The 16,197-nt window shown below is 70.8% G+C and carries 14 protein-coding genes and 2 pseudogenes; 11 read left to right on the top strand and 5 right to left on the bottom strand.

Annotated features, from left to right (window positions below; translation table 11 throughout):
- The 5 genes and pseudogenes from FPZ41_RS47925 to FPZ41_RS05670 form a co-directional block, all read left to right on the top strand.
- Positions 1 to 181, top strand: a pseudogene (locus FPZ41_RS47925) (hypothetical protein); the annotation flags it as partial.
- 260 nt (positions 182 to 441) lie between these two features.
- Positions 442 to 1,704, top strand: coding sequence for a hypothetical protein (locus FPZ41_RS05685; RefSeq protein WP_228022484.1), 1,263 nt, complete (start codon positions 442 to 444; stop codon positions 1,702 to 1,704).
- A gap of 164 nt (positions 1,705 to 1,868) precedes the next feature.
- Positions 1,869 to 2,663, top strand: a complete 795-nt coding sequence (locus tag FPZ41_RS05680; protein WP_152859730.1) for a MerR family transcriptional regulator — start codon at positions 1,869 to 1,871, stop codon at positions 2,661 to 2,663.
- Positions 2,660 to 3,871 carry a glycosyltransferase gene (locus tag FPZ41_RS05675; RefSeq protein WP_152859728.1) on the top strand — a complete coding sequence of 404 codons (1,212 nt, stop codon included), beginning with the start codon at positions 2,660 to 2,662 and terminating at the stop codon, positions 3,869 to 3,871. Before FPZ41_RS05680 ends, FPZ41_RS05675 begins: the two co-directional genes overlap by 4 nt.
- Positions 3,872 to 4,031: 160 nt before the next feature.
- A complete protein-coding gene (locus FPZ41_RS05670; RefSeq protein WP_407698752.1) occupies positions 4,032 to 5,513 on the top strand; it encodes a hypothetical protein in 1,482 nt (493 codons plus the stop codon).
- Here the strand turns inward: FPZ41_RS05670 and FPZ41_RS05665 are convergent.
- The gene (locus FPZ41_RS05665) at positions 5,510 to 6,406 is read right to left on the bottom strand and encodes a LysR family transcriptional regulator (RefSeq protein ID WP_152859724.1); all 897 of its coding nucleotides are present in this window, start codon (positions 6,404 to 6,406) and stop codon (positions 5,510 to 5,512) included. The genes FPZ41_RS05670 and FPZ41_RS05665 overlap by 4 nt on opposite strands.
- Positions 6,407 to 6,560: 154 nt before the next feature.
- Between FPZ41_RS05665 and mgrA the strand changes: the two genes are divergently transcribed.
- The 3 genes from mgrA to FPZ41_RS05645 all read left to right on the top strand — a co-directional run bounded on the left by mgrA (position 6,561) and on the right by FPZ41_RS05645 (position 9,562).
- Entirely contained in the window at positions 6,561 to 7,550 is a 990-nt protein-coding gene (gene mgrA / locus FPZ41_RS05660; RefSeq protein WP_152859722.1) for an L-glyceraldehyde 3-phosphate reductase, read from the top strand.
- Between the two features lie 179 nt (positions 7,551 to 7,729).
- The gene (locus FPZ41_RS05655; RefSeq protein WP_152859720.1) at positions 7,730 to 8,620 is read left to right on the top strand and encodes an NADP-dependent oxidoreductase; all 891 of its coding nucleotides are present in this window, start codon (positions 7,730 to 7,732) and stop codon (positions 8,618 to 8,620) included.
- A 531-nt stretch (positions 8,621 to 9,151) separates the two neighbouring features.
- On the top strand, positions 9,152 to 9,562 hold the full coding sequence (locus tag FPZ41_RS05645; RefSeq protein ID WP_322619861.1) for a hypothetical protein: 411 nt from the start codon (positions 9,152 to 9,154) through the stop codon (positions 9,560 to 9,562).
- Between the two features lie 117 nt (positions 9,563 to 9,679).
- Here the strand turns inward: FPZ41_RS05645 and FPZ41_RS05640 are convergent.
- Positions 9,680 to 10,471, bottom strand: a pseudogene (locus tag FPZ41_RS05640) (class I SAM-dependent methyltransferase).
- 91 nt (positions 10,472 to 10,562) lie between these two features.
- Between FPZ41_RS05640 and FPZ41_RS05635 the strand changes: the two are divergent.
- Positions 10,563 to 11,042 (top strand): helix-turn-helix domain-containing protein, encoded by a 480-nt coding sequence (locus FPZ41_RS05635; protein WP_322619860.1) that lies wholly within the window; start codon positions 10,563 to 10,565, stop codon positions 11,040 to 11,042.
- A gap of 26 nt (positions 11,043 to 11,068) precedes the next feature.
- Here FPZ41_RS05635 and FPZ41_RS05630 read toward each other — a convergent pair whose 3' ends face one another.
- The 3 genes from FPZ41_RS05630 to FPZ41_RS05620 form a co-directional block, all read right to left on the bottom strand.
- Positions 11,069 to 11,671, bottom strand: coding sequence for a ClpP family protease (locus tag FPZ41_RS05630; RefSeq protein WP_152859716.1), 603 nt, complete (start codon positions 11,669 to 11,671; stop codon positions 11,069 to 11,071).
- A 2-nt stretch (positions 11,672 to 11,673) separates the two neighbouring features.
- Positions 11,674 to 12,327, bottom strand: coding sequence for an ATP-dependent Clp protease proteolytic subunit (locus FPZ41_RS05625; protein ID WP_152859714.1), 654 nt, complete (start codon positions 12,325 to 12,327; stop codon positions 11,674 to 11,676).
- Positions 12,328 to 12,457: 130 nt separating this feature from the next.
- Positions 12,458 to 13,723 carry an epoxide hydrolase family protein gene (locus FPZ41_RS05620; protein ID WP_152859712.1) on the bottom strand — a complete coding sequence of 422 codons (1,266 nt, stop codon included), beginning with the start codon at positions 13,721 to 13,723 and terminating at the stop codon, positions 12,458 to 12,460.
- Between the two features lie 112 nt (positions 13,724 to 13,835).
- Between FPZ41_RS05620 and FPZ41_RS05615 the strand changes: the two genes are divergently transcribed.
- Positions 13,836 to 14,318 (top strand): VOC family protein, encoded by a 483-nt coding sequence (locus FPZ41_RS05615; protein ID WP_152859710.1) that lies wholly within the window; start codon positions 13,836 to 13,838, stop codon positions 14,316 to 14,318.
- A 293-nt stretch (positions 14,319 to 14,611) separates the two neighbouring features.
- Positions 14,612 to 16,195 (top strand): ABC transporter substrate-binding protein, encoded by a 1,584-nt coding sequence (locus FPZ41_RS05610; protein ID WP_152859708.1) that lies wholly within the window; start codon positions 14,612 to 14,614, stop codon positions 16,193 to 16,195.
- The last annotated feature ends 2 nt before the right edge of the window (positions 16,196 to 16,197 follow it).

Here is a 16,197-nt window from a genome sequence, read left to right as displayed (position 1 = left end):
GCCCCGCCCTTCCGTGTCCTCCCCGGCCCCGAGCCCGACGCACGCCACGCCGTATCCGCCGTATCCGACCTCGAACCCGTGCCGGCCCTACTCCTGCTGGCCCTATGGATACGGCTACTACGGTTCCGGTTCCGGCTACGGGCCGGGATACGGCGGCAGCGGCTGGGGAGGCGGCCGCTGACGAGCGGGCCGCGTGTCACGGCCGGGGACTTCGGTCGCGGAACTTGACGCCCCGGCAAGGCCGTTGCCACACTCGCCGCCCGCATAGAAATCGCTTGCTGCCTCATCGTCTTACGCCCTGACGTGCCGTGGAGCCGTGTTGCCGCAGGCCACGTACGCCGCAGCCTGAATCGATTCAGTCGAATCGCCTTCGACGGGACCGGGGGAGTGCGGAAGGCGGCGGGCGTATCACCCCCCTCACCCCCCATAGGAGAAGACGAGATGGGACGCAGAGCCGCAACTCACCTCACTGACCCAAGCACGACGGACCGACGCATCCGCACGAAGCGCGCCGCGGTCACCGCCGCCTGCGCCGCCGCCCTGCTCACCGGCGCCGCCGCGCTGACGGCCCCCGCCACCGCGAACGCGGCACCGGAAACGGCCCCCGTGAACACGGAACCGGCCGCCGCCACGGCCCCGCGGCAGGCGGCCGCCGCGTGCGGGGACGGCTCGTACCAGGCGGAGGCGGTGCTGAGCGGCAGCACCTGGACCGCCCGGCGCGGCAGCAGCGTCGTGTACACCGGCACCGACATGCGCGCCGCGATGCAGGCGGCCGTGAACAGCCTGACGTCGGGCCGGACTTCGAAGGAACGGGTCGTCGTCCGCGGCTCGGGCTCCATCGCCGCCGGCTCCCGGGTCTCCCTGCCCAGCTACACCGTGCTCGACGTGTGCGGCACGATCAACGTCACCGGATCGGGCTCCGGCGACCAGGCCCCGGTCTACGCACGCGGCGCCCGGGACATCGAGGTCCAGCACCTGAACCTCACCGGCACCCCGCTCTACGGCGTCTTCATGCGCAACGTCCAGAACGTCGTCCTCGGGCAGATCGACATGCGCCTGTCGCGGGGTCTCGGCGTCCGCATCGACAACCGCGGCGACACCAGCCAGTGGACCCGGAACGTCCGGATCGACAACGTGTACGTCTCCGGCGCGAGCAGTCACGCGGTCGAGACGTACGGCGTCGACGGCATCACCATCGGCACCGTCACCGCCCGCAACGTCGGCGAGTCCGGCCTCCTGCTCAACGAGACCATCAACGCCACCGTCACCAAGGTCGACGCGGACGGCGCGGGCGCGGGCACCGGTTACGCCGCCTTCCGCATGGCCAACCGCAACGGCCGGGTGGGCAGCAGTTATCCCACCAACGTCCGCGTGGGCGAGGTCGTCGCGCGCGGCGGCGGACGCGGTGTCTTCTGCGTCTCCGAGAGCGGTGGCGCCGTCATCGACCGGGTGACGCTCTCCGACACCGGCAACAACGCGATCCTGATCGAGAACTGCTACAACGTGAACATCGCCGCGCAGAGCGGCAGTGTGTCGGGCGGCGGAGAGATCCGGCTCGCGGCGCGGTCGGAGTTCCCGAACAACCGCGACATCACCATCCAGAACCTGACCGTGACCAACTCGGCCATCCGCGAGAGCCCCTGCGGCGAGAATACGACGTTCCGCAACAACCGGCTGGTCAACAGCAGCCAGAGCATCTGCTGAGCCGTGTCCGGTGTGCGTCCGGGGCCCGCTCCCCGGACGCACGTACAGCCGGCCGGGAGACTGCACGGTCGCCGGAGCCGGCGCGGTCCCGGGAGACGGCCCCCAGGAGTTGACCCTCCCCCTACGTCAGGCTCAAAGCTGTACGCCGACGAAAGGGCAGGTGCATGAGCTACTCCGTGGGGCAGGTCGCGGCCTTCGCCGGGGTGACGGTGCGGACGTTGCACCACTACGACAGGGCGGGAATCCTGTCTCCCAGCGGCCGCAGCCACACCGGCTACCGGCTGTACGGCGACGCCGACCTGGCCCGCCTCCAGCAGATCCTCTTCTACCGCGAACTCGGCTTCTCCCTCGACGAGATCACCGCCATCCTCAATGACCCGCAGGCGAACGCGCTGGAGCATCTCCGGTCCCGCCAGCGGGAGTTGAGTGAGGAGATCACCCGGCTCCAGCGGCTGGCCGAGGTGGCGGAACGGGCCATCGAGGTCCAGCAGACCGGAGTGTCCCTCACACCCCAGGAACGCTTCGACGTCTTCGGCGAGATCACCTTCGACCTCAGCTACGCCACCGAGGCGCAGCTCAAGTGGGCGGACTCGGCAGGACAGCGAGAGGCGATGGCCCGTGCGGCCGCCCACAACAAGGAGGACTGGCGGCAGCTCATGGCCGAGGCCGCCGCCTGGCGCGGAGACCTGCTGACGGCCTTCGACGCCGATGAGCCCGGCGACGGTGAGCGGGCCATGGACCTCGCCGAGGAGCACCGCCGGCACGTCACACGGTGGTTCACCTCCTGCCCGCCCGACATGCACCGGCGGATCGCGGACGACTTCGCCGCCGATCCGCGAGCGTTCGCCCTCGTCGTACCGCCGTCACAGCAGCGGCCGGGCCTCGCCGCCTATCTGTGCAAGGCGGTCCACGCGAACGCCGCCCGCCGCACCCACCCGGACCCGCTGGAGGACCGATGAGAATCCTGATCGCCGCCGCCGGTTCGCGCGGCGACGTCGCCCCCTACACCGGCCTCGGTGTCGAACTGAAGCAGGCCGGGCATGACGTCGCCGTCGCCACGACGGACGCCTTCGCACCGCTCGTACGGAACGCCGGTCTGGAGTTCCGGAACCTGCCGGCTCACCCACGGGCCCACGGCGATACGACCGACCGACGTGACCTCATGCGCACCGCGGCCGCCTTCGTCACCGAGTTGGGCCAGGGTTTCGCCGACGCGGTGGCCGAGGGAACGGACCTGCTCCTGCTGTCCACCACCACGGCCCCGCTCGGCTGGCACGTCAGCGAGGCCACCGGGATCCCCGGCATCGGTGCGTATCTGCAACCCGCCGCACCGACGGGCGACTTCCCGCCCGTCGTCATGGGCACCCGCTCACTGGGCCGCCTCGGCAACCGTACGGCCGGACGCTTCGCGCTCCGCATGGCCGACCGGGTCTACGAACGAGCCGTCGCCGACCTGCGCCGCCGCCTGGACCTGCCCGCCCTCACCGCCCCCGCGATGCGCCGCCGGCAGGAGCGGGCCGGCTGGCCCGTCCTGCACGGCTTCAGCACCGCACTCGTGCCGCGTCCTTCCGACTGGCGTTCCGGTCTCGACGTCGTGGGCACCTGGTGGCCGAGCCTGGACCCGGCCGCACGGCTTCCCGTGGAGCTGGAGGACTTCCTCCGGGCCGGGCCCCGGCCGGTGCTCATCGGCTTCGGCAGCATGGCGGGCGGCGAGGGAGAACGGCTGAGCGGCATCGCCGTACGGGCGCTGCGGCGTGCCGGGCTGCGCGGAATCCTCCAGTCCGGCAGTGCGGGGCTCGCGGCCGACGGCGACGATGTCCTCACCATCGGCGACGTACCGCACGAGCTGCTGTTCCCGAGACTGGCCGCCGTCGTCCACCACGCCGGGGCGGGCACCACGGCCGCGGCCCTGCGCGCCGGAGTCCCCGCGGTCGCGGTACCGGTGACGGCCGACCAGCCGTTCTGGGCGACACGCCTCGCCGCTCTGGGCGCGGCCCCCGCCCCGATCCCCTTCACCTCCCTCACCGCCGAACGGCTCGCCGACGCCCTCGGCCACGTCACGAGGCAGCAGACCTACGCACGCGCCGCCGCGACCGTCGCCCAGCGCATGGCGACCGAGGACGGCGCGGGTCAGGCACTCAAGGTCGTCCAGCTCCTTACGGGCTGAGGCACCTCAGGGTGCCGCTCGCGGGCCGACGCGTCACGGCACCTGGGCCGGTCCGCCGGATGGGCCACCTCACCATCGCACCCACCACCAGAGCTGGATACTTTGTCACCATATGTCCGCTTGCTGGGTGGAGATGGACGGAGATGGACGGAGGTGGACAGTGGCCGACAGTCCGAACGCCACGCTGGTAGGCATGGCACAACCCGGCCCGCCCGCGGTCGCCCGCAGGTCATGGCGTGCGCGTGGCGATGTCTGGCTCCTGGCGGTGGCGGCCGTCTTCACCCTGGCCCAGCTCACCTTCGTACCGCTGGGGATGGGACTCGGCTGGGACGAGACGGTGTACGTCAGCCAGGTCAGCTCCCATGCTCCGGCGGCGTTCTTCAGCGCGCCACGCTCGCGGGGCGTCTCGCTGCTGGTCGCACCGATCACCACGTGGTCGTCGTCCACCGTGCTCCTGCGTACCTTCCTGGCCCTGCTGTCGGGACTGGGCCTGTTCCTGGCCTTGCGCGCCTGGCGAGGGGTGTTCCCGGTTCGGGTGGTCGCCTTCGGGGGCGCGCTCTTCGCCACACTGTGGGTGACGATCTACTACGGCCCTCAGGCCATGCCCAACTACTGGGTGGCGGTCGGCGCCCTGGCCTGTGCCGGTTGTTTCGTGCGCGCCCGGCGCGACCGCACCGACCGGTGGGCGCCGTGGGGCATGGCTGCGAGCGCGGCACTGATCGCGTTGATGCGGCCCACCGACGCGGTGTGGGTGACCCTGCCGCTGCTGGCCCTCTCTGTGTGGCTGCGGCGCCCTCGGTTGCCGGCGGCCCTCCTGGCGGGACTCGTCGCGGGCGCGGCGCCCTGGGTGATCGAGGCGTACGTCAGCTTCGGCGGACTGGGGCAGCGGCTGGCCGACGCCTCCCGGATCCAGGGCGGACTCGGCTGGAACGTCGCCGTCGACGACCAACTGCGCAGCCTGGACGGCCGCACCCTCTGCCGCCCGTGCACCGGACCGTCGGCCCACATCGCGGTGGCCGCCTGGTGGTACGCCCTTCCGCTGTTCGCCACCCTCGGGACGCTGGTCGCGATCCGGGCGCGGCGCGCGGCACCGACGCTGGTCCTGGTGGCCTGCGCCACCACGGCGGCCGTCCCGTACCTGTTCATGATCGGCTACGCTGCCCCACGCTTCCTGCTCCCGGCCTACGCGCTGCTCGCGATCCCGGTCGCCGACGGGCTCGTGCACCTGGTGACGGCGTCGAGCGGGAGGTGGCGGCCGGTCGCCGTGACGATGGTGGCGCTGGGCCTGGCCGGACATCTGGCGGCGCAGTTCGCGGTGCTGACACACACCGCGAACCGCACCGACGCGGGCCGCCGCGACTGGGCGCACACCGCCGGCGAACTGCACCGCCTCGGAGTGCGGCCGCCCTGCCTGCTGACCGGCCACCAGGCCCTTCCGATCGGCTTCTCCGCCGGGTGCTCCTCCGCCTACATCGAGGGCAACAACGCCAACATCACCCGGGCGGAGCTCCTGCGCACCGCCCGGCGCATCCCGTTCGCCGTGCTCACCCTGCCCGGGTCGGCCCCGCCCGGGTACGCCCGCGCCTGGCCAGTCCACCGGTACGACCACATCGACCTGTACGTGGCACCGCCCCCGCGCTAGCCGGACCCCACCGCCGGGTCGTCCAGCAGCCGCACCAGTGCCCGGGCCGCCGGGCTGGTGGCCTCCGGGGGCGGGAGCATCGCGACGGTGTCGTACGACGTCTCCCCAGCGCCCTTCAACGGGAGCGCGGCGAGGGCCGACGCCTCGCGCTTGTGGCTGAAGTGCCGGGGGACGACGGCGATACCGAGGCCCTCCTGGACGAGGTCGAGGAGGCTGTGCACATCGTTGACCTCAAGGGTCACCATCCGGTGCACTCCCGCGGCGGCGAAGGCGGCGTCGGTGGTGCGACGCGGACCCCAGTCGGGGTGGAAGTCGACGAAGGCCTCGCCGCCGAGGTCCTCCGGCGTGAGCGCGCCCTCGCCCGCCAGCCGGTGCGCGGGGTGGCACAGTACGGTCATCGGCTCACTGGCCAGCGGGAGGCAACGGAGTTGCGGGGTGTCGGCGCGGTTCGTGACGGCGAACGCCAGAGCCAGGCGCCCGGCGGCGACCTCCTCCGCCAGCGCGCCCGAGCCGGCCTGCCGCAGCCGGATCTCCACGTCCGGGTGACGCCGGCGGAACGCGGCCAGCAGCTTGGCCACGCACACCCCCGCGATGCACTGCTCGGTGCCCAGCGACAGCGTGCCACGCACCACGCCACGCACCGCGGCCACGGCATCGTGGGCCGCACGGACCTGTGCGAGGATGCGCTCGGCCTCGGTGAGCAGTGCCTTCCCGGCCTCCGTGAGCGTGACCCGGCGCGTGGTGCGCACGAAGAGTGGCGCCGAGAGCTCCCGTTCCAGCGCGCGGATCGAGGCGGACAGACCGGACTGCGACACCATCAGCCGCTCTGCCGCCCGGGTGAAGTGCTGCTCCTCGGCGACCGCGACGAAATGCTGGAGATGGCGCAGTTCCATGATTGAGAAGCCTAGACGCTGAATCCGATCCGATTCTCCTGTTGGACCGGCCCCCGGTGCGCAGGTGAGAGTGGAGACCTGTTTCCAGGTTCCCGAGGTTCCACGTTCCCAAGTTTTCACATTCCAGGCTTTTCCGGCTTTCCAGGAGTCCGCGTTGTACACCGCACACCCCGACCGTTACTCGGACATGCCCTACCGGCGCACCGGACGCAGCGGCCTGAAGCTCCCCGCGCTGTCGCTCGGCCTGTGGCACAACTTCGGCCCCGACCGGCCGGTGCATACCCAGCGCGCCATCCTGCGCCGGGCGTTCGATCTGGGCGTCACCCATTTCGACCTGGCCAACAACTACGGCCCGCCGCCCGGCGCCGCGGAGAGCGCCTTCGGTGAGGCACTGAAGGCCGACCTCGCGCCGTACCGCGACGAACTCGTCATCTCCACCAAGGCCGGCTACCTGATGTGGCCCGGCCCGTACGGCGAATGGGGCTCGCGCAAGTACCTGCTGTCCTCGCTCGACCAGAGCCTGAGCCGCATGGGCCTCGACTACGTCGACATCTTCTACTCGCACCGCCCCGACCCGGACACTCCGCTCGAGGAGACCATGGGCGCCCTGCACTCGGCGGTCCAGCAGGGCAAGGCGCTGTACGTCGGCGTCTCCAACTATTCGCCCGAGCAGACCCGCGAGGCCGCCCGCATCCTGGGCGAGCTGGGCACCCCGCTGCTGATCCACCAGCCCCGCTACTCGATGCTCGACCGCCGCCCCGAGGACGGTCTCCTCGACGCGCTCGACGAGCTCCAGGCCGGCTCCATCGCATACTCGCCTCTCGAACAGGGCCTTCTGACGGGCCGTTACCTCAACGGCATTCCGGAGGGCTCCCGGGCCGCGAGCGACAGCCCGTTCCTCAACGCGGACACGGTCACCGAGGAACTCGTACAGCAGCTGCGAGCCCTGGACGGCATCGCCAAGTCCCGCGGCCAGTCCCTTGCCCAGCTCGCACTGGCCTGGGTCCTGCGCGGCGGCCGTGTCACCTCCGCCCTCATCGGCGCGAGCAGCCCCGAGCAGCTGGAGGACAGCGTGGCGGCCATCCGCAATCTGGACTTCGCGCCGGAGGAGCTGACCCGGATCGACGAGATCATCCAGCGCTGAGCCTCGCCGGGCCTGTCACGAAAGGGCTGGTGGGGGCGCGATTGTCGCTGATCCGGGAGAGATGCGCACCCTCAAGTGCCTGCCTGCTCAGAGGTAGTGGCTAGCACATAGGATGGGTGCATCACGGTGGGAACCATAAGAATCCCGACAATGCAGACGGTGTTCAAAGGGGACATGCGATGCGTGCTGCAGTTGTGACGGACTTCGGTGGACCCGCAGCCGTGCGGATCGTGGACACGGAGATTCCGGAACCGGCCGCCGGCCAGGTGCGGATCAAGGTCGCGGCGGCGGCGCTCAACCCGGCGGACGCGATGGTCCGTTCCGGTGCGCTCGGTGAGCTGGACACGCCCCTCGGGCTCGGCTGGGACGTGGCGGGGACGGTGGACGCGACCGGTGCGGACACGGACTGGGCGGTGGGCGACGCGGTGGTCGCCCTCGAAGCGAACCTGGTGAAGCCGCTGGGCACACATGCGGAGTACGTGGTCGTGGACGCCTCTGCGGTGGCGGCGGCGCCCGGGTCGGTGGACGCGGTGCACGCGGCGACGCTGCCGCTGAACGCCTCGACCGCCGCCCAGGCCCTCGATCTGCTGGACCTCCGCGCGGGCCAGACGCTGCTGGTCACTGGAGCGGCGGGTGCCGTCGGCGGTTATGCGGTGCAGCTGGCGGCACACCGGGGTGTCGAGGTGACCGCTCTCGCAGGTGAGTCGGACGAGGATCTCGTGCGTGAGCTGGGTGCGGCCCGTTTCGTGGCGCGCGGGCGCGCGCCCGGCGTGCACGACGCCGTCCTGGACGCGGCCGTCCTGGGGGAGTCGGCGCTGGAGTGGGTGCGGGACGGGGGCGCGTACGCAGGTGTGATGCCGCAGGCACAGCAGGCTTCGGTGCGGGGGATCCGGACGTCCGCGGTGGCGGTCGCCGCGGACGGCGCGCAGCTCAAGGAGCTGGTGGAGCTGGTCGACGCCGGGGTCCTCACGACCCGGGTCGCCGCGACGTACCCCTTGGAAGAGGCGGCCAAGGCCCATGCCCGGCTGGCGGAGGGCGGGGTACGGGGGCGGCTGGTGCTGCTGCCCTGACCAGGCAGGAACCGATACATGGCGGGCAGGAACCCTGCATGCTGCGGATGCGCCCCTCGCCGTCGAGCATGATCACGTCGGACCTGACGACGGGCGCCGATCCGTCCGCCTCGCTGTATCGTGACGCTCGGTGATCGCGGACAGGGCCGCTCAACTCCCGCGAGAATTCGTCAGTACTGGTCAGAAGCCGGATCCGGGGTCGAGCGCGGGGCTCGCGTGATCCAGTACCACAACCATGCCCGGCTGTGCGGAGAAGCACCGATTACGCCTCGGGTAATGCCCATGAGGGGCCTGTCGACCGATATTCCGTCCTGTTTCGGCCACCTCCTGTCACGTATATGCCAAGAGACTGGCTGGAATGAGATGGTGACAGAGCGTCAAGAGTGGCGATACTCGATTCCTAGGGTTCATTGCGCCATGAACAATCAGCACCACTGCGTGCGATCGGTGCGTCGCCCTGCGTGTACGACGAGCTAGATGCAAGGCGGCGGTGCCGAACCCGGTAGCCAGCGGTGCGATGGGGGAGCGAACGTGCACGACGAATTCCTGTGCCATGTCACCGCATATGGCGTATGCGGCGGACAACGCGTGGGCGTTCCGCTGGGGACCTACCGTGCGCCCACCCTGGCCCTGGCCCTGTGGTGGATGCGCGATCGCGCGTTATGGATCGCCGAACGGCTCGACCCGCACCCCGGCAACCCGGCCTACCCCCCGAACTCGGTCGTACCGGTCGCCGACAGCGTCCCCGACGTGCCCGGCGTCCTGCGCGCCTGGAGCGGCAACGCGGCCGAACAGGAGCTGGTGGCCGAGGAGTTGTCCGCCGGGAACCTGGTCCGCATCGCCACCAGCGACGACACCACCGAGTACGAGCTGCTCGCGGAGTCCATCGACGCGCTCCGTATGCAGCGCACCGCCCGCGTGATCGCCACCCCCGCCGCCTGAACGTCCGCGAAGTCCGTAGTCCGAGCGTGATCCGGCCGCGCGGACGCTGCTCGACAAGGCCACCTTTCGCGTCGGCGAGAAATAGTTCCCAGCGGCGTCCGCGAGGAACGCCCGAGCTCAGTCGGCGCCGACCTCCGGCGGTCGCCTCGCCGTGATCAGCTCATGCAGATAGCACTTGGTGACCCGGCCGTCGTGGCGTGTGTCGATCAGTCCACGGATGCAGCCCAACAGCCCTTCCCGGGCTGATGCTTCGAGCGCCCGGTGGCCGGAGTAGGTCAGGAGTACGTCGATGTACTCCTGCGTCGAGTACGTGATCTCCTGTGTCCACCGGTACGAGCGGAGGTCGTCCCACTCGGCCAACTCGCCGGTGTCCGTGGCGATTTCCCACTCCTCCTGTAGGCGCAGGCCCGGTGGCGTGGCCGGGTCCCAACGCTCGTAGCACTCCTGGGCCCGGGCGAAGAAGTCCACGGTGCCGCCCTCGACGTGTTCCGTGGCGACCAGCGCGAAGATGCCGCCGGGGCGGAGGGCGCGTGGCCCACCCTGGCGGCTCGAAGGGCCGGGTCGAGCCAGTGGAACGCGGTGGCGCTCACCACGAGGTCGAACGGCTCGGCGGGGAGGGGCCACAGCTCGAAGCCGGCCACCTCCAGGTGGGCACGCGGGAAGGGGCGCAGACTGTCCCGGGCCACCTTCGCCGGCGCCGGGCCGAACTCGACAGCCGTGAGGTCGCGGCCCGACTCCGCCAGCGGGACGGGTGAGCCGGCCGGTTCCGGGGCCGATCTCCAGGACGGGACGCGGGTACCGGGCCCCCAGCCCCGCCTGCCCGGCCAACTCCGCCACCAGAGCACGGGGATAGCGGGGCCGGGCCCGGTCGTACAGCTCGGCCGCCTCGTTGAAGGTGTCACGCAGCATGGCTGTAACCCTTCCTCGGCCGGATCGCGATTCCACTGAGGGCGGAACGCCGATCCCTTCCCGTGGAGCGCTGGACTCCTAGTCTGAACGAGTGAGGAATCAAGCGCCCGATGAAGCCCGCGTCATTCCCCTGCGCCCGGCGGCCACTCCGGCCCGCACGGACGCTCCTGCCGCCACACCGCGGCAGCAGCGTCCGGCTCTCGCCCCGCAGGCGCGTCCCGCCCGGGAACCCCAGGCACCGGCCCCCGCCAGGGAACCCCTCTGGCGCGACCTCGTCGGCGACGTGCTGCGCAGGGAACGGCTCGCCCAGGAGCGGACGCTGAAGGACGTGGCGGAGGCGGCGCGGATCTCGATGCCGTATCTCTCGGAGCTGGAGCGGGGCCGCAAGGAGGCCTCGTCGGAGGTCCTCGCGGCCGCCGCCCACGCCCTCGGGCTGGGACTCGGCGACCTGCTGTCCCTGACCCATGGCGAACTGACACGGCGCACCCGGACGACGCGGGCGACGACAGCCACCCCGACCACGGCCACGCCGACCACGTCGCCGTACAACGGGCTCTGCCTCGCCGCCTGACGCCCCGGTGGGCAGGAGCCGGCGGCTCAGACCTCCATGAGCCGTCGGCTCAGTACCTCGTCGGCGAGCCCGTACGCCACGGCCTCCTGCGCGGTGAAGACCTTGTCACGGTCCATGTCCGCGCGGAGCGTCGTGACGTCGTGGTGGGTGTGCCGGGCGAGGACCTCCTCGACCTGGGACCGGATCCGGACCATCTCCTTCGCCTGGAGGGTGAGGTCCGAGGCCGTTCCCTGGCGGCCGCCGCTCGCGGGCTGGCCGAGCAGCACCCGCGCGTGTTCGAGGACGAAGCGCCGGCCCGGGTCTCCGCCCGCCAGCAGCACCGCGGCCGTGGAGGCCGCCTGCCCCACGCAGAACGTCGAGATCGGCGCACGCACGTACGACATCGTGTCGTAGATCGCCATGAGCGAAGTGAACGAACCGCCCGGTGAGTTGAGGTAGATCGCGACCTCGCTCTCGGGCGCCGACGACTCCAGATGGAGGAGCTGGGCGATGACGACGTTGGCAACCCCGTCGTCGATCTCCGTGCCGAGGAAGATGATCCGCTCGTTCAGCAGCCGGCTGAAGACGTCGTACGACCGCTCGCCCTGTGGGGTCCTCTCGACGACGTTCGGGATCGTGTACGTCCCCATGTCTACAGCCCCATCCTGCGTCGCGACGAGGCCGGCCGGATGTCGGCGAGCGACTCCACCACTTGGTCGACCATCCCGTACTCCTTCGCCTGCTCGGCCGTGAACCACCGGTCGCGGTCGCCGTCCCGGGAGATCGTCTCCGGGGTCTGGCCGGTGTGCTCCGCGGTGATCCGCTCGATGGTCCGTTTGGCGAACTCCAGGTTCTCCGCCTGGATCTCGATGTCGGCGGTGGTGCCGCCGATACCCCCGGACGGCTGGTGCATCATGATCCGCGTGTTCGGCAGCGCGAACCGCTTGCCGCGCGCGCCCACGCTGAGCAGGAACTGGCCCATGCTCGCGGCGAAGCCCATCGCGAGCGTGGCCACGTCGTTCGGGATCAGCCGCATCGTGTCGTAGATCGCGAGGCCCGCGGTCACGGACCCCCCGGGGCTGTTGATGTAGAGGCTGATGTCGGTGCGCGGGTCCTCCGCGGACAGAATCAGCAGCTGGGAGCAGACCCGGTTGGCGGAGACCTCGTCGACCTGCGTGCCGAGGACCACGATCCGCTGCGCGAGCAGTTGCGCGGCCAGGTGGTCGTCGAACCGCGACGGCGGTGTGTCCCCCTCCTCGGCCCGTGGGGCGAGGGCCGGCTCCCAGCCGGTGATCAGTGACGTCATCGGTCCTCCCTGTCGTGAAGGGTTGTGTGGCGGAGATCCCGCCCTCTCCACTCTCGCCATGGAAGGCCTCTGACATGGGAATTCTCTGCCCGCGGCAGATTCGCTACGAGCATACGAGCAGAGGACGGCGTCAGTGGGTGATGCCCTGCGCCGTCTCCCGCAGTTGCCGGAAGAACGCCCGCACATCGCCCACCAGCAGGTCCGGCACCTCCAGCGCCGCGAAGTGCCCGCCCCGGTCGAACTCCGTCCACCGCACGATGGTGTTCGTACGGTCGGCGATGTGCCGCAGCGGTACGAAGTTCTCCCGCGGGAAGACAGCCAGCGCTGTCGGCGTGGTGGAGGGGTCCGGTGGGGAGCCCCAGCCGTCGGTGTGGGCCCGCTCGTAGTAGATACGTGCCGAGGAGCCCGCGGTGCCGGTCAGCCAGTACAGCATCACGTTGGTGAGCAGCAGGTCGCCGTTCACGGCGTCCTCGGGGCGGTCCCGCGAGTCCGTCCACTCCTTGAACTTCTCGGTGATCCAGGCGAGTTGGCCGACCGGTGAGTCGGCGAGCGCGTACGCCAGGGTCTGTGGCCGGGTGGACTGCAGGACGCCGTACCCCTGCCTCTCGCGCACCCACTCCTGCGTACGCTCCCACGAGGCCAGCGTGCGCTCGCGCTCCTGAGGGCTCAGCGAGGCCAGCTCCTCCTCGCCCGGCGGGGCCGTGGCGGCGGAGTCCGGAAGCAGGTTGAGGTGGACGCCGATCACGTGGTCCGGGCGGATCCGGCCCAGCTCCCGGGAGATCGCCGCGCCCCAGTCCCCGCCCTGTGCTCCGTACCGCCGGTAGCCGAGCCGCTCCATCAGCTCGGCCCACGCGGCCGCGACGCGCCGGAACTCCCAGCCGGACTCCCGTGTCGGCCCGGACAGACCGAACCCCGGGATGCTGGGGATCACCAGGTGGAAGGCGTCGGAGGGATCACCGCCGTGCGCCCGCGGGTCGGTCAACGGCCCGGTCACGTCCGTGAACTCGACGATCGAGCCCGGCCAGCCGTGGGTGATCACCAGTGGGGTGGCGTCCGGCTCCGGTGACCGGACGTGGGCGAAGTGCACGGTCGCGCCGTCGATCTCCGTGGTGAACTGCGGCCACTCGTTCAGCCGCGCCTCGGCGGCCCGCCAGTCGTAGTCGTGCCGCCAGTACCGTACGAGCTCCCGCAGATAGTCCCGGGGAACGCCGTACGACCAGCCCACGCCGGGCAACTCGTCCGGCCAGCGCGTGAGGTCGAGCCGGGCGTGCAGATCGTCGAGGTCGGTCTGGGGGATGTCGATGCGGAACGGACGGATGACGCCGGCGCCGTCCCCGCCGCCCGTACCGTCGCCGGTGTCAGTGGTCTCAGTGCCGTCTGTGCTTGAAGGGGCCATGTCGGGCGATGCTAAGCGACCCTCTGGAAATTCCTGCCCGCGCCACCGATGAGTTCGCGGACGAGGATCGGTCGATACGGGTGACGACACTCTCGCGCCCGAGGAGGCATCCATGCCCGCGAACGGATTCACCACCTGTCTGTGGTTCGACGGCCAGGCCGAGGAGGCCGCGCACTACTACGTCTCGGTCTTCAAGAACTCCAGCATCGGCCGGATCGCCCGCTACACCGAGGCCGGACCCGGCCCGGCCGGGACCGTGGTGACCGTGGAGTTCGTGGCGAACGGCCAGCAGTTCGTCGCCGTGAACGGCGGTCCGCAGTTCAAGTTCAACGAGGCGATCTCCTTCCAGATCCTCTGCGAGGACCAGGCCGAGATCGACCACTACTGGAGCAAGCTCACGGAAGGCGGCGGCGAAGGCAGCCAATGCGGCTGGCTCAAGGACAGGTACGGCGTGTCCTGGCAGGTCGTCCCGAGCAAGCTCGCCGACATGATCGCGGACCCGGACCCGGAGAAGGCGGGCCGCGCGGCCAAGGCCATGCTCTCGATGGGCAAGCTCGACCTTCCCGTCCTGGAGAAGGCGTACGCGGGCGAGTAGCGGCACCGCGGGGGCGGTCGGTCGCCCTGTTGCACGGACACCGTGCGGCAGGGCGACCGTCGCGTTTCGTGCCCCGTGGCGCACGTCACATCCGCCGGCGATTGAGTGAGGTCGGCAGGAGCCGCTGTGACGGGAGCCGGCGGCGCAGCCGCATCGTGTGCCCCGTAACGGCTGCGTTTCCCGCCGTTAATTTCCCGGCACCAGGGGTTGGCGTGAAACCGTCCCGTCGTTATCGTTCACCAACCTCACTCAATCGTTCCGTTGAACGAATAGCGGGAAGGGGCGGTCGGACCATGCCCGACATCCACCACCCGGGACGGCGGTCGGTCCTCGCCGCGGGCGCCGCCGGCGCGGCGTCGCTCGGCGCGTCCTGGCTGCTCACCGGCTGTACGGGCGCCGCGTCCGCACCCGTACTGCCCGTCGCCGCACGGCAGGGCACTCCCGACCGGGGCGGCACCCTCCGTATCGCCCGGCCGCCCGCATCCGACGCCGAGACGCTCGATCCGGCCGGCGCGCTGTCCGCGTACGAGTACCTGGGGGCCCTGTACAACCGGCTCGTTCGCATCGGCCGGGACGGCGCCCTCGCCCCCGACCTCGCGGAGTCCTGGGAACCCGACGACCAGGCCCGCACCTGGACCTTCCGCCTCCGTAAGGGCGTCACCTTCCACGACGGGCGGGCGTTCACCGCGGCCGACGCCGCCTACACCCTGCGCCATATCCTCGACAAGAGGACCGCCTCCCCGCAGGCCGCCGTCCTCGCCCCGCTCGTCGACCCGGCCCGACTGCGCACCCCCGACGACCACACCCTCGTCGTCCCGCTGAAGACCCCCAACGCCGAGTTCCCGAGCCTCCTCACGCACTACAACTGCTACGTCGTACCCGACGGCAGCGCCCGCTCGATCGGACGGACCGGCATCGGTACAGGTCCCTTCAAGCTGGAGTCCTTCGCTCCCGCAGGACCCGGTCGCGTCACCGCGTACAAGGATCACTGGCAGGGCCGCCCCGTCCTCGACGCCATCACCTTCTTCACGGTCGCCGATATGTCGGCCCGCTCGAACGCCCTGCTCGCCGGGCAGGTCGACCTGCTGTCGCAGACCAACCTCGACTTCGCCACCGCCCGTGTGATCGCCGCCTCCGACCGCGCCACCATCGCCCGCGTCGAGAACGCCCAGTGGTACGTGCTGCCGATGCTCACCACCGAGAAGCCGTTCACCGACGTCCGCGTCCGGCAGGCGATGAAGCTCGCCTACGACCCCGAGCACGTGGTGAAGGTCGCCCTGCAGGGTGCGGGTACCGCCGGCTGGGACAACCCCGTGCCGCCGAGCGACCCCGCCCACATCTCCGCGCACCCGGAGCACGACCCGGAGAAGGCGCGTCATCTGCTGAAGAAGGCCGGACACGAAGGGCTCGCCGTCGACCTCTACACGTCCTCGTACGACCCGGTGTTCACCCCGATGGCGCTCGCCTACCAGGACTCGGCCCGGCGCGCCGGCATCCGTGTCCGGGTCAGGACGGCCGCCGCGGACTCGTACTACACACAGATCTGGATGAAGAAACCGCTGATGGCCACCTACTGGTACACCGGCAGACCCGTGGACCAGCTCTTCACCCAGGTCTTCCGCGGCGGCTCCTCGTACAACGAGACCGCCTGGTCCGACAAGGACTTCGACGCCCTGCTCGACCGCGCCCGGCGCGAGACCGACGACACACGGCGGCGCGAACTGTACGGGGAGGCACAGACCTTCGTCGTCGACAAGGGCGGGGCGATCACCCCGATGTTCGCCGACCGGCTCGTCGGGGTCTCCCGGAAGGTGCGCGGATACGCCGAGCACGGCTTCGAGTTCGACTACCTCGGCATCGGCCTGAAGGGAGCCTGAGC

It is taken from the genome of Streptomyces acidicola (genome assembly GCF_009377235.1).
Taxonomy (GTDB): domain Bacteria; phylum Actinomycetota; class Actinomycetes; order Streptomycetales; family Streptomycetaceae; genus Streptomyces; species Streptomyces acidicola.
Note: the sequence above shows the minus strand (reverse complement) of the source record. Positions and strands in the feature narration are given on the sequence as shown.